The sequence below is a fragment of the Kluyvera genomosp. 2 genome, assembly GCF_036759865.1.
Classification (GTDB): Bacteria; Pseudomonadota; Gammaproteobacteria; order Enterobacterales; family Enterobacteriaceae; genus Kluyvera; species Kluyvera ascorbata_B.
The window spans coordinates 1-17,432 of the sequence record NZ_JAPKIA010000004.1; the positions used below are offsets into that span (position 1 = coordinate 1).

Annotated in this window: 17 protein-coding genes, 1 tRNA gene and 1 pseudogene; 11 read left to right on the forward strand and 8 right to left on the reverse strand. The window is 54.6% G+C overall.

The window, feature by feature from the left end; translation table 11 throughout:
* Positions 1-287: 287 nt before the first annotated feature.
* Positions 288-375: transfer RNA gene (locus V6942_RS04850), tRNA-Ser, on the reverse strand.
* A 144-nt stretch (positions 376-519) separates the two neighbouring features.
* Positions 520-2,139: an ABC transporter substrate-binding protein gene (locus V6942_RS04855; protein WP_182929166.1), complete on the reverse strand. Its 1,620-nt coding sequence runs from the start codon at positions 2,137-2,139 to the stop codon at positions 520-522.
* Positions 2,140-2,363: 224 nt separating this feature from the next.
* Here V6942_RS04855 and yccA point away from each other — a divergent pair, with 224 nt between their 5' ends.
* A complete protein-coding gene (yccA, locus tag V6942_RS04860; RefSeq protein ID WP_106928755.1) occupies positions 2,364-3,023 on the forward strand; it encodes an FtsH protease modulator YccA in 660 nt (219 codons plus the stop codon).
* Between the two features lie 89 nt (positions 3,024-3,112).
* The gene (gene tusE / locus V6942_RS04865) at positions 3,113-3,442 is read left to right on the forward strand and encodes a sulfurtransferase TusE (protein ID WP_106928758.1); all 330 of its coding nucleotides are present in this window, start codon (positions 3,113-3,115) and stop codon (positions 3,440-3,442) included.
* Here tusE and yccX read toward each other — a convergent pair.
* Positions 3,439-3,720 carry an acylphosphatase gene (yccX, locus tag V6942_RS04870; RefSeq protein ID WP_333500869.1) on the reverse strand — a complete coding sequence of 94 codons (282 nt, stop codon included), beginning with the start codon at positions 3,718-3,720 and terminating at the stop codon, positions 3,439-3,441. The genes tusE and yccX overlap by 4 nt on opposite strands.
* Before the next feature lie 127 nt (positions 3,721-3,847).
* Here yccX and rlmI point away from each other — a divergent pair, with 127 nt between their 5' ends.
* Both rlmI and hspQ read left to right on the forward strand, forming a co-directional pair.
* On the forward strand, positions 3,848-5,038 hold the full coding sequence (rlmI, locus tag V6942_RS04875) for a 23S rRNA (cytosine(1962)-C(5))-methyltransferase RlmI (protein WP_106928763.1): 1,191 nt from the start codon (positions 3,848-3,850) through the stop codon (positions 5,036-5,038).
* 62 nt (positions 5,039-5,100) lie between these two features.
* Entirely contained in the window at positions 5,101-5,418 is a 318-nt protein-coding gene (gene hspQ, locus V6942_RS04880) for a heat shock protein HspQ (RefSeq protein WP_106928765.1), read from the forward strand.
* Positions 5,419-5,496: 78 nt separating this feature from the next.
* Here the strand turns inward: hspQ and V6942_RS04885 are convergent, their stop codons facing one another.
* Positions 5,497-5,910, reverse strand: a complete 414-nt coding sequence (locus tag V6942_RS04885) for a CoA-binding protein (protein ID WP_106928767.1) — start codon at positions 5,908-5,910, stop codon at positions 5,497-5,499.
* A gap of 133 nt (positions 5,911-6,043) precedes the next feature.
* On the opposite strand from V6942_RS04885, the gene mgsA reads away from it, so the two are divergent.
* Positions 6,044-6,502, forward strand: a complete 459-nt coding sequence (mgsA, locus tag V6942_RS04890; protein ID WP_106928769.1) for a methylglyoxal synthase — start codon at positions 6,044-6,046, stop codon at positions 6,500-6,502.
* 37 nt (positions 6,503-6,539) lie between these two features.
* Here mgsA and helD read toward each other — a convergent pair whose 3' ends face one another.
* Positions 6,540-8,594, reverse strand: a complete 2,055-nt coding sequence (gene helD, locus V6942_RS04895) for a DNA helicase IV (protein ID WP_333500870.1) — start codon at positions 8,592-8,594, stop codon at positions 6,540-6,542.
* Between the two features lie 122 nt (positions 8,595-8,716).
* Between helD and V6942_RS04900 the strand changes: the two genes are divergently transcribed.
* Complete coding sequence (locus tag V6942_RS04900) at positions 8,717-9,163, forward strand: YccF domain-containing protein (RefSeq protein ID WP_106928772.1); 447 nt, start codon at positions 8,717-8,719, stop codon at positions 9,161-9,163.
* 18 nt (positions 9,164-9,181) lie between these two features.
* Entirely contained in the window at positions 9,182-11,308 is a 2,127-nt protein-coding gene (gene yccS / locus V6942_RS04905) for a YccS family putative transporter (RefSeq protein ID WP_106928774.1), read from the forward strand.
* Here the strand turns inward: yccS and V6942_RS04910 are convergent.
* Positions 11,309-11,913, reverse strand: a pseudogene (locus V6942_RS04910) (TfoX/Sxy family DNA transformation protein).
* A gap of 218 nt (positions 11,914-12,131) precedes the next feature.
* On the opposite strand from V6942_RS04910, the gene sulA reads away from it, so the two are divergent.
* On the forward strand, positions 12,132-12,641 hold the full coding sequence (gene sulA / locus V6942_RS04915; RefSeq protein WP_106928778.1) for an SOS-induced cell division inhibitor SulA: 510 nt from the start codon (positions 12,132-12,134) through the stop codon (positions 12,639-12,641).
* A gap of 355 nt (positions 12,642-12,996) precedes the next feature.
* A complete protein-coding gene (ompA, locus tag V6942_RS04920) occupies positions 12,997-14,052 on the forward strand; it encodes a porin OmpA (RefSeq protein ID WP_106928861.1) in 1,056 nt (351 codons plus the stop codon).
* A gap of 85 nt (positions 14,053-14,137) precedes the next feature.
* On the opposite strand, the gene matP is transcribed toward ompA, so the two are convergent.
* Positions 14,138-14,593, reverse strand: a complete 456-nt coding sequence (matP, locus tag V6942_RS04925; RefSeq protein WP_106928779.1) for a macrodomain Ter protein MatP — start codon at positions 14,591-14,593, stop codon at positions 14,138-14,140.
* A gap of 184 nt (positions 14,594-14,777) precedes the next feature.
* Between matP and V6942_RS04930 the strand changes: the two genes are divergently transcribed.
* Entirely contained in the window at positions 14,778-16,538 is a 1,761-nt protein-coding gene (locus tag V6942_RS04930) for an AAA family ATPase (protein ID WP_182929170.1), read from the forward strand.
* A 69-nt stretch (positions 16,539-16,607) separates the two neighbouring features.
* Complete coding sequence (fabA, locus tag V6942_RS04935; protein ID WP_064548854.1) at positions 16,608-17,126, forward strand: 3-hydroxyacyl-[acyl-carrier-protein] dehydratase FabA; 519 nt, start codon at positions 16,608-16,610, stop codon at positions 17,124-17,126.
* A 96-nt stretch (positions 17,127-17,222) separates the two neighbouring features.
* Here fabA and rmf read toward each other — a convergent pair whose 3' ends face one another.
* On the reverse strand, positions 17,223-17,390 hold the full coding sequence (gene rmf, locus V6942_RS04940) for a ribosome modulation factor (RefSeq protein ID WP_035892402.1): 168 nt from the start codon (positions 17,388-17,390) through the stop codon (positions 17,223-17,225).
* Between the last annotated feature and the right edge of the window lie 42 nt (positions 17,391-17,432).

Genomic DNA, 17,432 nt, shown 5'->3' on the forward strand with positions numbered 1-17,432 from the left:
TTTAATCAGCGAGTCAGCTTGGGAAGAAATGACCTGCTTATTCGCACCTTCCTTAGGTTACGCCTTGCTCAAGATTTGACGATACCAACGTTGCTTGTCCCTCGCTCACGTCAAGGCAGTTAATCGTTTTGAAATGGATAGAAAAGTCTGTATACCGACACAGCTGATCATTTCGCTGCTGACAAAAGAAGAAGAGTTGATGAGGGGATAAAGCGAGAAACGTGATGGCAGCGATACCAACAGCCAAAGCAAAAAGGGGTTACCTTTCGGTAACCCCTTTTCTGATTTGGCGGAAGCGTAGAGATTCGAACTCTAGAACCCTTTCGGGTCGCCGGTTTTCAAGACCGGTGCCTTCAACCGCTCGGCCACGCTTCCAATGAGGCGCACTATAAACATCCCGAACGGACCTGTAAAGCACCAAAACGTTCGTTTGCCTGAAAAACAGCCAAAAAGTTGTTATTCGTCTGAAAAAACAACAAAATGGCTAGTTTTAAAACGCTTTTCCCGCCCTCATCCTGCTTAATGTTTTTTGATAAACATATCTTTGGTGTAGTAGTACCCCAAGCGATCGGGGGTAAATCCCCCTACCCACGGTTTCACGAGGTGCGTACGCACGTAGTGATAGACCGGGATTGCGGGGACATCGCGAGCCAGCAGATCTTCAGCCTTCTGGTAATCGCGAGCGCGCTGGGCGACATCCTGCGTTTTCGCCGCATCGCGCAGCGCCGCATCATAGTCCGGGTTACTGTATTTAGCGGTGTTCTCGCTGTCGCCGGTACGGAAGGTGTTCAGGAAGGTTGAAGCGTCGTCGTAGTCGGCAATCCACGCATAGCGCACCACGTCAAAATTACCGGTGTGCATCGTGTCCAGCATGGTCTTCCACTCCTGGTTTTGCAGCTTCGCCTCAACGCCAAGATTTTTCTTCCACATTGAAGACGCGGCAATCGCCACGCGCTGGTGTGATTCCGAGGTGTTATACAGCAGATTAAACGACAGCGGATGCGCCTCACTGAACCCGGCCTCCGCCAGCAGCTTCTTCGCTTCAGCAATACGTTTTTCACGCGGCCAGCTTGCATAGTCAGGCCCGTTCAGCTTCACACCGCCAATCTCCGGTTGGCTTATGACCCACGCCGGACGCTGCCCCTGCCCCATGACCTTTTCAGCAATAATGTCTTTATCCAGCGCCATATTCAGCGCACGACGGACGCGCGCATCGTTAAACGGCGCTTTGGTGGTATTGAACTCGTAATAGTAGGTAGCCAGCTGCGGCGATACATCCACCTCATCGCCCAGCGTTTTCTTCAGTTGGCTGAACTGGTTTATTGGCAGCGTATACACAATATCAACCTCACCCGCCTTATAGCGGTTGACGTCCGCCGCTTCGGAACGGATAGGCAAATAGGTCACTTTATTGATCACCGTATGCTTATCGTCCCAGTAACGTGGGTTACGTTCGGCGACAATGCGCTCGTTAACCACCCATTGCGACAGGTGATAGGCGCCACTGCCGACAAAATGCTCCGGCTTCACCCATTTATCGCCGTAGCGGCCGATCAGTACTTTATCCAACGGCACCATCGACGGGTGCGCCAGCATAGCAAGGAACGCCGAGGTCGGCTGCGTCAGCGTCACTTCCAGCGTAGTATCGTTGATAGCCTTAACGCCAAGGGTATCCGGCGTTTTTTTGCCCAGCGCGATATCGGCAGCATTGACGATGTGCATATTGCCAGGATAGCTGGCGTACGGCGACGCGGTCGTCGGCGTGACCAGACGCTGCCAGCTCCACACGATATCCTGCGCGGTTATCGCCGAACCGTCCGACCAGACGATCCCCGGGCGCAGATGGAAGGTCCAGACCGTGTTGTCTTTATTCTCCCAGGATTCTGCCAGCCGCGGCTCAATGCTGCCGTCCGGTTTTACCGCCACCAGACCGTCAAACAGGTCGCTGATAATATTGAACTCAACGTCGCTTTCCACTTTATGCGGGTCGAGTGACGCCGGTTCATTGCCGTTACTGCGAACCAGCTCCTGTTTGTCGGCAAGTGGGGTTCCCTCCGGCACGGTTGCCGCCTGCGCCGCCCCCGCCAGACCCATTGCCAGAAATACCGTCGTGATGGAGTTATGTTTGTATAATTTCATTTCCATTGCCTTGTTGTTATTACCCTTTTCACTGTTGACACAGACACGCATTAACGCAAGTTCTTTCAATAACCTATAAGAGATTGATCTCGCTCTTTGGCGCAGAATGAGGTGATTCTGTGACGCGCTCAAAGTCTGAGTAAAGATGGGTAAAAACATTTGGGAATAAAGAAGAGTTTTCTTATGCTGAGCCACTAATAACATCTGTCATAAGAGAGTGACTCATGGATCGCATAATTACTTCATCGCGTGACCGCTCATCACTGCTGAGCACGCACAAAGTCCTGCGTAATACCTACTTCCTGCTGAGCCTGACGCTGGCATTTTCCGCTATTACCGCAACCGCCAGCACCGTGCTGGGGCTGCCGTCGCCGGGCCTGATTCTGACGCTGGTTGGTATGTACGGCCTGATGTTCCTGACCTATAAAACGGCAGATAAACCGGTGGGTATTCTGTCCGCGTTCGCCTTTACCGGCTTCCTGGGCTATATCCTTGGGCCCATCCTGAACGCCTACCTGTCTGCGGGCATGGGTGACGTGATCGGCATGGCGCTGGGCGGCACCGCGCTGGTGTTCTTCAGCTGCTCGGCCTACGTGCTGACCACCCGTAAAGACATGTCCTTCCTCGGCGGTATGCTGATGGCCGGTATCGTGGTGGTGCTGATCGGTATGGTGGCCAATATCTTCCTGCAGCTGCCTGCACTGCACCTGGCGATTAGCGCGGTGTTTATCCTGATCTCCTCCGGGGCAATCCTGTTCGAGACCAGTAACATCATCCGCGGCGGTGAAACCAACTATATCCGTGCGACGGTAAGCCTGTACGTTTCGCTGTACAACATCTTCATCAGCCTGTTAAGCATTCTGGGCTTCGCCAGCCGCGATTAAGGCTTAACGCTTCAGTCTCCAGGGCCTCGCTTATGCGGGGCCTTTTTATTTGCTACACTTCCCGCCATCTGTTTGTTGTGTGAAAAATTATGCTTATCTACGAAAACATCGAAATTGAGACCGATAGCGAAGGCTATCTCAAAGACACCACGCAGTGGAGTGAAGGGCTGGCTCAGGCGATTGCCGCCAACGAAGGGATTGAACTGAGCCCTGAACATTGGGAAGTGGTGCGCTTCGTGCGCGAATTTTACCTGGAGTTCAACACCTCACCGGCCATCCGTATGCTGGTTAAAGCCATGGCGAATACCTTTGGCGAGGAGAAAGGCAACAGCCGCTATTTGTACCGCCTGTTCCCAAAAGGCCCGGCTAAACAGGCGACGAAAATTGCCGGCCTGCCTAAACCGGTAAAATGTATTTAATAACGAATACTGAACTTGCTCCACGCCTTATCGGGTTGGTGAGGTTCCGCCAGGACTTTATCAACCCGCGCGCTGCGTGGCCCACCGGCTTTTAGCCAGGCCAGTAGCTGCTCTACCTGCTCGCTTTTGCCGCAGGCAACCACCTCGACGCTGCCATCGTCCAGATTCAACGCATAGCCGCTTAGCCCCAGGCGCTGCGCCTCCTGCTGGGTAAAAAAACGAAAACCCACACCCTGCACCTTGCCGTAGACCCAGCAGATCACACATTTATCCATCATGCTTCCTCCTGTATATACCCCAACTGTAGCGCCAATTCTCCCCACATTCTTCCGCCGCGCGTTGCATTTGTGCGGGGAAGTCGGGAAAATGCAGCCTGATTCCCTCAAACAGTCAGATAAATAAACTATGAGTGTACGTTTAGTGTTAGCCAAAGGGCGCGAAAAATCATTGCTGCGCCGCCATCCCTGGGTCTTTTCCGGCGCGGTCGCCCGCATGGAAGGCAAAGCCAGCCTCGGAGAGACCATTGATATTGTCGATCATCAGGGTAAATGGTTAGCCCGCGGCGCATACTCTCCCGCTTCGCAGATCCGCGCGCGCGTCTGGACGTTTGACGCCCATGAAAGCATCGATATCGATTTCTTCGTGCGTCGCCTTCAGCAGGCACAAAGCTGGCGCGACTGGCTGGCGAAAAAAGACGGGCTGGACAGCTACCGTCTGATCGCCGGTGAATCCGATGGCCTGCCGGGCGTCACCATTGACCGTTTCGGTAACTTCCTCGTATTACAACTGCTGAGCGCCGGTGCGGAATATCAGCGCGCCGCCCTCATCAGCGCCCTGCAAACCCTCTATCCGGAATGCGCTATCTACGATCGCAGCGACGTGGCGGTGCGTAAAAAAGAAGGTATGGAGCTGACCCAGGGCCCGGTCACCGGCGAATTGCCGCCAGCCCTGCTGCCCATCGAAGAACACGGCATGAAGCTGCTGGTCGATATTCAGGGCGGCCACAAAACCGGCTACTACCTTGACCAGCGCGACAGCCGTCTTGCCACCCGTCGCTACGTGGAAGACAAGCGCGTTCTCAACTGTTTCTCCTACACCGGCGGCTTTGCGGTTTCTGCCCTGATGGGCGGCTGTCGCCAGGTCACCAGCGTTGATACCTCGCAGGAAGCGCTGGACGTGGCGCGCCAGAACGTTGAGCTGAATAAACTCGATCTCAGCAAAGCCGAGTTCGTGCGTGACGACGTTTTCAAACTGCTGCGCAAATACCGCGATCAGGGGGAGAAATTCGACGTTATCGTGATGGACCCGCCGAAATTCGTCGAGAATAAAAGCCAGCTAATGGGTGCCTGCCGCGGCTATAAGGACATCAATATGCTGGCTATCCAGCTGCTGAATCCGGGCGGCGTGCTGCTAACCTTCTCCTGCTCCGGCCTGATGACGTCAGATTTATTCCAGAAAATCATCGCCGATGCCGCTGTGGATGCCGGTCGTGATGTACAATTTATAGAGCAGTTCCGTCAGGCAGCCGATCACCCGGTGATTGCGACGTACCCGGAAGGACTGTACCTGAAAGGATTTGCCTGCCGCGTCATGTAACTTGAAAAGCGAAATGGTGTCTATATATCTAGAGAGAGGCCATTTCCCGGGAGGTGAGTATGATGATGACCAGCAAATTCGGTATCGGCCAGCAGGTGCGTCACTCCCTGCTGGGCTATCTGGGCGTGGTGGTGGATATCGACCCGGTATACTCGCTCGACGATCCTGAACCCGACGATCTGGCGGCTAACGACGAACTGCGCGCGTTGCCGTGGTATCACGTGGTGATGGAAGACGACGAAGGCCAGCCGGTGCATACCTACCTGGCCGAAGCCCAGTTAAGCAGCGAGCCGCGCGAGGATCATCCGGAACAACCCACGATGGATGAACTGGCGCGTACTATCCGCCGGCAGCTACAGGCCCCACGGCTGCGTAACTGACTGCCGCATCAAAAAACCCCGCGCTGCGGGGTTTTTTATTTACAGCTCAACCGGGCTTCTCTCTTTGCCCAGCCCCCGCTATTTTGCGAGCCCTAAGCGCGGAATTTCGATTGCCGGGCAGCGGTCCATCACCACGTTTAACCCCGCATTGCGCGCCAGTACGGCAGCTTGTTCATTGATGACACCGAGCTGCATCCACAACGTTTTCGCCCCGATGGCGATAGCTTCCTGCGCGACGCCCCACGCGGCCTCTGAATTACGGAAGACGTCCACCATGTCCACTTTCTCTGGCACCTCGGCAAGGGTTGCATAGCCTTGCTGCCCGAGCAGGGTTTTACCGCCCACCTTCGGCGAAACCGGAATGACGTGGTAGCCCTGATCTAACAGGTATTTCATCACCCGATAGCTCGGGCGGTCAGGTTTGTCGCTGGCGCCTACCAACGCGATGGTACGGGTGCTGGTCAAAATGCTGGCAATATCGTTTTCAGTCATCATTATCCTCCTGGCCAATAACTTAAGTGTACGCGAGTCCGCTAATGTCGCGCGTCAAATTTTTGCCAATCAGCGCTTGCAGCCTGAGTCGCATGCAGTAATCTGTCTGCATTTAACACTCAGGGATCGTTTTATGGAACTGACCACTCGCACCTTACCGGCGCGTAAACACATTGCGCTGGTTGCGCACGACCACTGCAAAGATATGCTGATGAAATGGGTGCAGCGCCACCAGGCATGCCTTGCGCAGCATACGCTGTCGGCGACCGGCACCACCGGCAACCTGGTGCAGCGCGCAACCGGCCTGGAAGTTAAAGCGATGCTCAGCGGCCCGATGGGCGGCGATCAGCAGGTGGGCGCGCTCATTTCAGAAGGCAAAATCGATGTGCTGATTTTCTTCTGGGACCCGCTCAACGCCGTGCCGCACGATCCGGACGTTAAGGCTCTGCTGCGCCTCGCGACCGTGTGGAACATCCCGGTCGCGACCAATGCTGCTACCGCGGACTTTATCATTCAGTCACCCAACTTTGCCGAGCCGGTAGATATCCTCATTCCAGACTACCCACGCTATCTGGCCGAACGTCTCAAATAAGCCAGGCTGCGCCCGGAGCAAAAACTTCGGGCGTCATTCAGGGTTTGCGTGCCACTGGCACCGACAGCTGCTTCAGTATCTCAACAAACGGAGACGGCTGCGCCTTGTTAAACAACAGCCAGACGCGCAACCGCGCGCGGGTCATGGCCACGTACAGCAAACGCCGCTCTTCCGCGTCGGGAAAATCCTCCGGCTCCGGCAACAGGGCCTGCTCCATAATCGACTCCCGCACGGGAGCGGGAAAACCGTCGAAGCCCTCTTGCAGCCCCAGCACAATGACATAGTCAGCCTGCTGCCCCTTACTGGCGTGCACGGTCATAAAATCAATATTCAGCTTCGGCCAGCGGGTAGCGGCTTTTTCCAGCGCGGCAGGCTTAAGATGATGATAACGGGCCAGCACCAGAATACGCTGGTCTGGCGTGGCGTAGCCGCTGAGCTTATCAAACAGCGCATCGAGCTTATCGTCTTCCAGCAGCGTAACGGCGTGCTTATCGCCAGCGGTCAGGCTGTTCAGCGGTTTACTCAGTTGATGTGGGTTCTGCTGAATGAAGCGGTTGGCAATTTCACCAATGCGGCTGTTAAAACGGTAGGTCGTATCCAGCGCGCAGTTATCGCCCTCGCCAAAATAGTGGCTAAAAGCCGTAGTCAGCGACAGCTGCGCGCCGCTGAAGCGATAAATTGCCTGCCAGTCGTCGCCAACGGCGAACAGCGATGTTTGCGAATTCTGTTTACGCAGCGCCGCCAGCAGCGCGGCGCGCTGTGGTGAGATATCCTGGAATTCATCAACCAGAATATGCTTCCACGGGCTCACAAAACGGCCCTTATCGAGAATAATAATAGCCTGGTGAATTAAACCGGAAAAATCGACGGCATTCTCGTCTTTCAGCGCGGCTTTCCACGCTTTCAGCAGCGGTGCCATTAGCTTTATCCGTTTACCAAAGCACTCTCGCACGGCTTCCGGCGCACCAGCGATCATATCCGCCTGCGAACCGCCGTGCATTCGCATCAGGCTCACCCAGCGGTCGAGGCGGCTGCCCATCCGTTTTACGATTTTGTCATCTTCCCAGAAGCTGTCTTCGCCGACCTCCCAGCCCAGTTCGTCCTGTAGCCACTGCCGCCAACCTTTCGCCTGCGCTTTTTTCTCGCGGCACTGCTGCTGCCAGCAATCGGTAAACAGCTTATAACGTGCGGCAGCATCGTTTTCCAGTTGACTGACGACAGGCACTTTTTTACTGCCCTGCTGGATAATCGACAGCGCCAGCGCGTGGAAGGTGCGTGCGGTAATGGCATCCGTATTCAGGCGTGATTGTAGACGCTCGTCCATCTCTTCAGCCGCCTTGCGGCCAAAGGCTAACAGCAGAAGCTGTTCCGCTGAGGCCTCCTGGCGCTCAAGCAGCCAGCCGGCACGCGCCACCAGCACCGACGTTTTACCGCTGCCGGCCCCGGCCAGTACCAGCAGTGAACGCTCACCGTTCACCACCGCGCGAGCCTGTGACGGGTTCAGCGGTGAAGATTCAATGCGAGCAAAAAAGTCGCCGTACTGTGTCAGCATGGCGTCGGTATAGCGTTGATTATGCTGCGCGCGACCGCTTTCTTTATCCGCCAGCCAAGCCTGGCACTGCCGCCAGGCCTCTCGGCAGTTCTCAAATTCTGCCAACCGCGTGGTTGGCAAGGGCAGGCCTTCGAGCGCGTTAACGATCTGCTGCCGGATAGTCTGCGCCTGCTGGCGGGTAAGCCAGCGCGTCTGCTCGCGGCTACCGGTAATAATTGCCAGCTGCGCCTCGAGCAGCCCAGCGGCGATATCGCTCATCTCTGCGCTCCACTGCTGCCACAGCGCCGTCAAGTGGCGGTGAAAACGCTGGGTTTCACCCCATTCCGTACCGTGCAGGCGCACAACTTTGTCCTCGGGCAGAACAAACTCCAGCTCCCCCCACACCAAACCACGCTTGCAGTTGATGGCCAGTAACTGATTAAAAGGGATGAGATATTCATGCTGAGGGCCGGACACCCTGACGCCCGCATTGAGGATCTCAACCCGGTCGTAAGGATGCTGCGCCATGCGCTTGCCCAGCGTCGTTGCTTTTAATTCCATGTCGTGCTGAATCCTGACTTTTTCGATATCTCACAGTGTAACCGCCAGAGAATAGGTGCTCCAGCCTAAAAAAACGTTACAATCAACAGGACTTATTATTCACAGCGCTGCACTGAGGATTTATGCGTACTGTTCTGAATATTTTGAATTTTGTGCTGGGTGGTTTTTTGACAACGTTGGGCTGGCTGCTGGCAACGCTGGTCAGCATCGTGCTGATTATTACGCTGCCGCTCACGCGGTCCTGCTGGGAAATCACCAAATTATCGCTGCTGCCTTACGGTAATGAAGCGGTACACGTTGACGAACTGGAGCCCGGCGCGAAAAGCGGCGTCATGAACGCTGGCGGTACCTTGCTCAACATTCTGTGGTTCGTGCTGTTCGGCTGGTGGCTGTGCCTGACGCACATTATGGCCGGGATCGCCCAATGCATCACCATTATTGGTATTCCTGTCGGCATTGCGAATTTTAAAATTGCCGCTATTGCTTTGTGGCCCGTAGGACGCCGGGTTGTGCCTGTCGAAGTTGCACGCGCGGCGCGTGAAGCGAACGCCCGCCGCCGTTTCCAGTAATCAGGACGATTAATTGCTATGCTAAGCCCGCTGCTTCGCCGCTATACATGGAACAGTACCTGGCTATATAACGCCAGGATATTTATTGCGTTAATTGGCACAACCGCTCTGCCCTGGTGGCTGGGCGACGCAAAGTTGACCATTCCGCTCACCCTGGGGGTGGTTGCTGCTGCGCTAACGGACCTCGACGATCGTTTGGCCGGGCGGCTGCGTAACCTGGTCATTACCCTCATCTGCTTTTTTATCGCCTCGGCGTCGGTAGAACTGCTGTTTCCCTGGCCGTGGTTATTTGCGGTAGGACTGACCCTTTCCACTATCGGTTTTATTTTGCTCGGCGGCCTTGGGCAGCGCTATGCGACTATCGCCTTCGGCGCGCTGCTGATTGCCATTTATACGATGCTCGGCGTATCGCTGTACGCCCAATGGTATCAGCAGCCGCTGCTGCTGATTGCGGGAGCCGTTTGGTATAACGTGCTGACCTTAACCGGGCACCTGATTTTCCCAATTCGCCCGCTGCAGGATAACCTCGCGCGCAGCTACGAACAGCTCGCCCGCTACCTCGAACTGAAATCGCGTCTGTTCGATCCCGATCTCGACGATGACAACCAGGCGCCGTTATATGAACTGGCGCTGGCGAACGGGCAACTGATGGCGACGCTGAACCAGACTAAAACATCGTTACTGACACGCCTGCGTGGAGACCGCGGCCAGCGCAGCACGCGCCGGACGCTGCACTACTATTTCGTGGCTCAGGATATCCACGAACGCGCCAGTTCATCGCATATCCAGTACCAGGCGCTGCGCGATCAGTTTCGCTACAGCGACGTCATGTTCCGCTTCCAGCGCCTACTCTCAATGCAGTCTATCGCCTGTCAGGATCTGGCGAAGGCCATCCTGCTGCGCACGCCGTATCAACACGATGCTCGCTTTGAACGCGCGTTTACCCATCTGGATGCCGCGCTCGATCGTATTCGCGCTGGCGGCACCGCGCCGGAACAAATGAAAGCGCTGGGTTTTCTGCTCAATAACCTGCGGGCAATTGATGCCCAGCTCGCCACCATCGAGTCAGAACAGCTCCAGTCGCAAACGCGAAGCGAAACGGAAAACCTCCTCGCCGACGACAGCCTGCACGGCTTCGCCGATATCCGTTCGCGGCTGAGCCGCAACATGTCACCGGAGTCAGCGCTGTTCCGCCACGCCGTTCGCATGTCTGTGGTGCTGTGCGTGGGCTATGCCTTTATTCAGTTCACCGGTCTACAGCATGGCTACTGGATCCTGCTGACCAGCCTGTTTGTTTGCCAGCCCAACTATAACGCCACCCGTCACCGCCTTGCGCTGCGTATTATCGGCACGCTGGTTGGCGTTGCGCTGGGTCTGCCCATACTCTGGCTGGTACCGTCACTGGAAGGTCAGTTGATTCTGATCGTCGTAACCGGCGTGCTGTTTTTCGCTTTTCGCAACGTACAGTACGCGCATGCCACCATGTTTATTACGCTACTGGTGCTACTGTGCTTTAACCTGCTCGGCGAAGGATTTGAAGTGGCGCTACCGCGCGTCGTAGATACCCTGATTGGCTGTGGTATTGCGTGGCTGGCGGTAAGCTTTATCTGGCCGGACTGGAAGTTCCGTAACCTGCCGCGCGTGCTGGAACGCGCCGTGGATGCCAACTGTCGCTACCTGGACGCCATTCTTGAACAGTACCACCAGGGGCGCGATAACCGTCTGGCCTATCGTATTGCGCGCCGCGATGCGCATAATCGGGATGCCGAGCTGGCGTCAGTGGTGTCGAATATGTCGACGGAACCGAAAGTAACGGCGGAAATGCGGGAAACGGCGTTTCGACTTCTCTGCCTTAACCACACTTTAACCAGCTATATCTCTGCGCTGGGTGCCCATCGAGAGAAACTCACCACACCGGAAATCCTGGCGCTTCTCGACGATGCGGTCTGCTATGTCGATGATGCCCTGCACCATCAGCCTTCCGATGAGGAGCGGGTTCAACGTGCGCTTAGCGAGCTCGCGGCGAGGATCCAGCATCTCGATCCTCGTCCGGACAGCAAAGAACCATTGGTCCTGCAACAAATTGGGTTGATGATTTCACTTCTGCCTGAAATTTGCCGTCTGCAAAAGCAGGTTATGATGTAATCACCGTCGTTGGGTGTAGTTCTGCACCCATATTTCCAGCTCCTGGCGCGTTTGCGCCGGGAGCGCGGCAGAATGTACTCCGATGATTGCCCCCTCTAGCGAATACAGCACGCTAACGTTCAGCTGTTTACGTATCTGCCGCAAACGCATCCACGCCGTTTTCGCGCCCATCTGCCGCAGCGTACGCACATCTTTGATTCCAGCCTCGTGCAACAGCAGTTCCAGATGAAAAGAAAGATTGGGAAGATCCCTGAGCCTGCGGCACCGTCGTCGTCGCTTTTCATTTTGCGCATCTTCCAGGGAACATTGGCCAAGCTGCACTAAGGCAGATTTATTCGACCAAAGCCGTTCATCGACGCGAAAATAGTTGAGCTGCTGTTCATGCCCGCGTTTGCGTACCGTCAGCAGAGGCGGCGAGTACTGACTCTGATAAGCAGCGTTTTTTCGCACGCCCTCAGATACAGTTCCCCTTCTGCAACCATGGCAAAAACGGTATTGTCGACCGCAAGGCTGTAGCCGCCGAACAGCGCCCGAGACTGCACTTTGCCCAATCCAGAAAAATATTCCATGGATTGGTAAATCCTTTTATACGAGATTATCTTCATGATTAATCCTTAATAATCATGCACATGAATACATCAGATTTGTTAATCGATCAGATAATAAGCAACATAGGGAAGTTCCGCCGGTACGGCAAGGTGTATTTGTAGTCACGGGTGTTTCTTATGCAATTTTGCGAGTTGGTTTCAGAAAATGAGGTTGATCTTTAGTCTTCAGGGTAGTACTGTATATTCATACAGTAACCCACAGGGCTGGATTAACTATGTATACTTCTGGTGTCGTAAATCGTTCTTCTGTCGCTGCCGTCACTACGGCCTCTCATACGCTGACTTCCGTCAATAGCGCGCATACCGCGTTAATTAGTGAAGTGCAATATCGTGAGGATCAGCCAATGATGGCACAGCTGCTGCTCTTGCCATTATTACAGCAGTTGGGCCAGCAGTCGCGCTGGCAGCTCTGGCTCACACCACAGCAGAAACTGAGCCGCCAGTGGGTACAAGCTTCCGGCTTACCGTTGACCAAGGTCATGCAGCTTCGCCAGATGTCATCTTGCGACATGCTTGATTCAATGATCCGCGCGTCGCGTACCGGTAACTATAGCGTGGTTATTGGCTGGTTGACGGACGAGTTGTCCGCTGAGGAACATGCACGTTTACAGAGTGCAGCGGAGAAAGGTAACGCGATGGTGTTCATTATGCGACCAGTTCGGTCTGCGTTACACCCAACAGGACAATACAATGGGATAAAAATTCACTCAAATTTGTTCCATTGAGCCAAATTAGGAATTTTCCTGGGAATTTTTTTGCATTTTTTTTATGTCGCCGTTTTTCTGGGCATTTTCAGGCAGAATGCCGGTCTGATGCGGTTTCCCGCCGTTAATATCGATTATTTTTTCGACGCATTTGTTAAATATTGCGTATACAACTCTTTTTTTTTCATAAGCCTGACGGAGTTCACACTTGTAAGTTTCCGGCGACGTTGTAGACTTTACATCGCCAGGGGTGCTCAGCTTAACACCGCAGATATCTGCTGAGTATTTAACTAAGCCCCGCCCCCGGTGGAAGGATTTAACCGTGAGTCTATTTAGAACTTCATGGCAAATTTTGGATGATAACGAGGCGCAAAAAATGAAAAAGACAGCTATCGCGATTGCAGTGGCACTGGCAGGCTTCGCTTCTGTAGCGCAGGCCGCTCCGCAAGACAACACCTGGTATGCTGGTGGTAAACTGGGTTGGTCCCAGTTCCATGACACCGGTTGGTACCAGAGTGACCTGAACAACAACGGTTCCACCCACGAGAGCCAGCTGGGCGCAGGCGCGTTCGGTGGTTACCAGGTTAACCCGTACGTTGGTTTCGAAATGGGTTACGACTGGCTGGGCCGTATGGAATACACCGGCAGCCAGACCAATGGCGCTCTGAAAGCTCAAGGCGTTCAGCTGACTGCTAAACTGGGCTACCCAATCACTGACGACCTGGACATCTACACCCGTCTGGGCGGTATGGTATGGCGTGCTGACTCCAGCAACAACATCGCTGGCGACCATCACGACACCGGCGTTTCCCCAGTATTCGCTGGCGGCGTTGAGTGGGCTGTTACTCGTGACATCGCTACCCGTCTGGAATACCAGTGGGTTAACAACATCGGCGACGCAAACACCGTCGGCGTACGTCCTGACAACGGCATGCTGAGCGTAGGTGTTTCCTACCGCTTCGGCCAGCAGGATGCAGCAGCTCCGGTAGTTGCTCCGGCTCCGGCTCCGGCTCCAGAAGTACAGACCAAACACTTCACTCTGAAGTCTGACGTTCTGTTCAACTTCAACAAAGCAACCCTGAAACCGGAAGGTAAACAGGCTCTGGATCAGATGTACTCCCAGCTGAGCAACCTGGATCCGAAAGACGGTTCCGTTGTTGTTCTGGGCTTCACTGACCGCATCGGTTCTGACGCTTACAACCAGGGTCTGTCCGAGAAACGTGCTCAGTCCGTCGTTGATTACCTGGTATCTAAAGGTATCCCGTCTGACAAAATCTCTGCACGTGGCATGGGCAAATCTAACCCGGTTACTGGCAACACCTGTGACGGCGTAAAAGCGAAAGCTGCGCTGATCGACTGCCTGGCTCCGGATCGTCGCGTAGAGATCGAAGTTAAAGGCATCAAAGACGTTGTAACTCAGCCGCAGGCTTAAGTTATCGTCTAATAAAAAACCCCGCGCTGCGGGGTTTTTTTTGGTCTTTTCTCGGCCTGCTTTGCAGAACGACGAGCAAAATAGCCTATTTATCTTTGCCCAGCATAGCCTCAAGGTCCTGCTTCAGGCTGGACATTTTACTGGCGTATTTCTCTTTATTTTCCGCATCTTCAATCAGCTGAACGATAGTTTCAGAGAGCGTAATACCGCGACGCTGCGCCAGCCCGGCCAGACGTTGCCAGACCACAAATTCCAGATCGATAGATTTCTTGCGGGTATGCTGATGCTCGGCGTTGAAATGGCGCTTACGGCGCGCACGAATAGTTTGCTTCATCCGATTAACGAGCTGCGGATTGATATGCTGAGCAATCCAGCCATTGACCTGCACCGGCTCGTTTTCCAGCTTCAGCAAAACATCGACGGCCTCTTGCGCGGCGCTGGCTTCAATATAGCGGGTGATGGGCTCGCCTTCCCGGTGCTTTTTCACCAGGTATTTCCACTTCCAGCCGCTTTCAAGATTTTCCAGTTGTTGATATTTCATTGCGATCTCAGTGTGACCGTGTAACTCTTTTCAGGATAACAGTTTTTTCTCAATGTGCTGAGAAGAAATCTGCAACTGTGATACGGATAAAAACCGTGGTACAAGATACTTCCCTATTCTCCGTGAGCTTCCTGACGGCATCGGGTATAATCACGCACTTTACATCTGACTAAAAATAGCGACATTGACTATAAATACTCTTTCCCGGCGCTTTCTCGCCCCCGCGACTGAAGCATTCCAGGCGCTATTTACCCAGCCTGATTTAGCCTCAGAAAACGACATTTTATTCAGCGAGCTACAGGCTCGTTTACACTACGCGCTTGAGCAGTTTCTGCATCCTCAGGGCATCTCCCCTTTCTTACTGGTTAAAGCGCCAGAAGAAAAAGAGTACCTGCAGCTGCTCACTCAAACGACGCAGTCCCTGCGTGATGACGCAGAACCAACCCTGACGGGCGTCGACTATCAGGTTTCCGGCAGTCACATCACCATGCACCCCGCCAGCAGTGCCGAAGACAACTTCGCCAGCCAGGGGCCGGTCATTTTTGCCGACTGGGCTGAGGCCGAGCAGCTGTTTGGCTGCGTGCGTCAGTTTAATGGCGAAATCAGCCTTCAGCCGGGCCTGGTGCATCAGGCGAACGGCGGCATTCTCGTGCTGCCTCTGCGCACGCTGATGAGCCAGCCGCTGCTGTGGATGCGCTTAAAGAATCAGGTGATCCAGCAGCGCTTTGAATGGCTGACCTTTGACGATGCTCGTCCACTGCCGGTCAGCATTCCCTCAATGCCGCTTAATCTGAAGGTTATTCTGGTCGGCGAGCGTGATTCGCTGGCGGATCTTCAGGAAATGGAGCCAGAGCTCTGCGAATCCTCACTGTACAGTGAATTTGAAGACAGCGTGCAGCTTGCCGACGAAGAGACGCTGCGCCAGTGGTGTCAGTGGGTATGGACCGTAGCGCGTGAAAAATCGCTGCCCGGACTGGCCGCTGACGCCTGGCCACTGCTGATGCAGGAAGGCGCGCGCTATACCGGTGACCAGGAAATCATGCCGCTCTGCCCGCTGTGGATTAGCCGCCAGCTGCGCGAAGCGGCGCCGTTTACCACCGATAAAGTGATTAACGCAGAACAGCTGAAAACGATGCTGACTCAGCGCCAGTGGCGCGAAGGTTTCCTTGCCGAGCGTATGCAGGATGAGATTCTGCTTGAGCAAATCCTGATTGAAACCGAAGGCGAATGCATCGGCCAGATTAACGCCCTGTCTGTCATTGACTTCCCAGGCCACCCGCGCCCGTTCGGTGAACCGTCGCGTATTAGCTGCGTTGTCCACATCGGCGACGGCGAGTTCACCGACGTTGAACGTAAAGCCGAACTCGGCGGTAACATTCATGCTAAAGGCATGATGCTAATGCAGGCTTTCCTGATGGCCGAACTGGACCTGGATCAGCAAATCCCGTTCTCCGCCTCGCTGACCTTTGAACAGTCATACAGCGAAGTCGACGGCGATAGCGCGTCAATGGCAGAACTGTGTGCGCTGATCAGCGCCCTGGCAAACGTCCCGATTAATCAAAGCATCGCGATGACCGGTTCGGTTGACCAGTTTGGCCGTGCTCAGCCGGTCGGCGGACTGAATGAAAAAATTGAAGGTTTCTTTGCTATCTGCGCTCAGCGCGGCCTGACCGGAAAACAGGGGGTCATCATTCCCTCTGCCAACGTACGCCATCTGAGCCTCGCAACTGAGGTACAGGAAGCCGTAGAGGCCGGTGAGTTCTCTATCTGGGCTATTGATGACGTCACCGATGCGCTGCCGCTTCTCACCCAGCTCAACTGGGATGGCGAAGGCCAGACGCTGTTGCAAACTATTCAGGAACGCATTGCACAAGCCACTCAGCAGGAGCCTCGATACCGCTATCCGTGGCCGCTACGCTGGTTAAACCGTCCGAATTCCAACTGATCGGACTTGTTCAGCGTACACGTGTTAGCTATCCTGCGTCCCGAACTTAAAATAAGGCTTACTTAAAACATGGTAGATAAACGCGAATCTTATACAAAAGAAGACCTTCTTGCCTCTGGTCGCGGTGAACTGTTCGGCGCTAAAGGCCCGCAGTTACCGGCTCCTAGCATGCTGATGATGGATCGTGTCGTGAAAATGACCGAAACCGGCGGCAATTTTGACAAAGGTTACGTTGAAGCCGAACTGGATATTAACCCGGACCTGTGGTTCTTCGGTTGCCACTTTATCGGCGATCCGGTAATGCCTGGTTGCCTGGGTCTGGATGCAATGTGGCAGTTGGTCGGTTTCTACCTCGGCTGGCTGGGCGGCGAAGGCAAAGGCCGTGCGCTGGGCGTGGGTGAAGTGAAGTTCACCGGTCAGGTACTGCCAACGGCGAAGAAAGTGACCTACCGTATTCACTTCAAGCGCGTTGTTAACCGTCGTCTGATTATGGGCCTGGCGGATGGCGAAGTGCTGGTTGATGGTCGCCTGATCTACTCCGCAACCGACCTGAAAGTCGGCTTGTTCCAGGATACCTCTGCATTCTGATACGAGTTATCGCCACTTTCTGCTGGCGATAAATTTGTCTGATGAATCTAAGGCGAAACCTCCGCACTGCGGAGGTTTCTTTTTAAAGAGACAGTGTCAGGCAACTACTGCCCTGTCCTCCATGGCCTCTCGCCAGCCTCCCAGCCAGTAAGACCTCTGGTTTATAGTCTGGTAAGGACACATTTCTTTCGGACGCCCGGTAATACCGGCCTGATATCCACGCTGATGTGCCCGCTCCAGGCGATCTCGTTTTTGTCTCTTCATGCCTCGTTTCCCTCATATCTTGGTCTGGTGGAAAAGAAAACA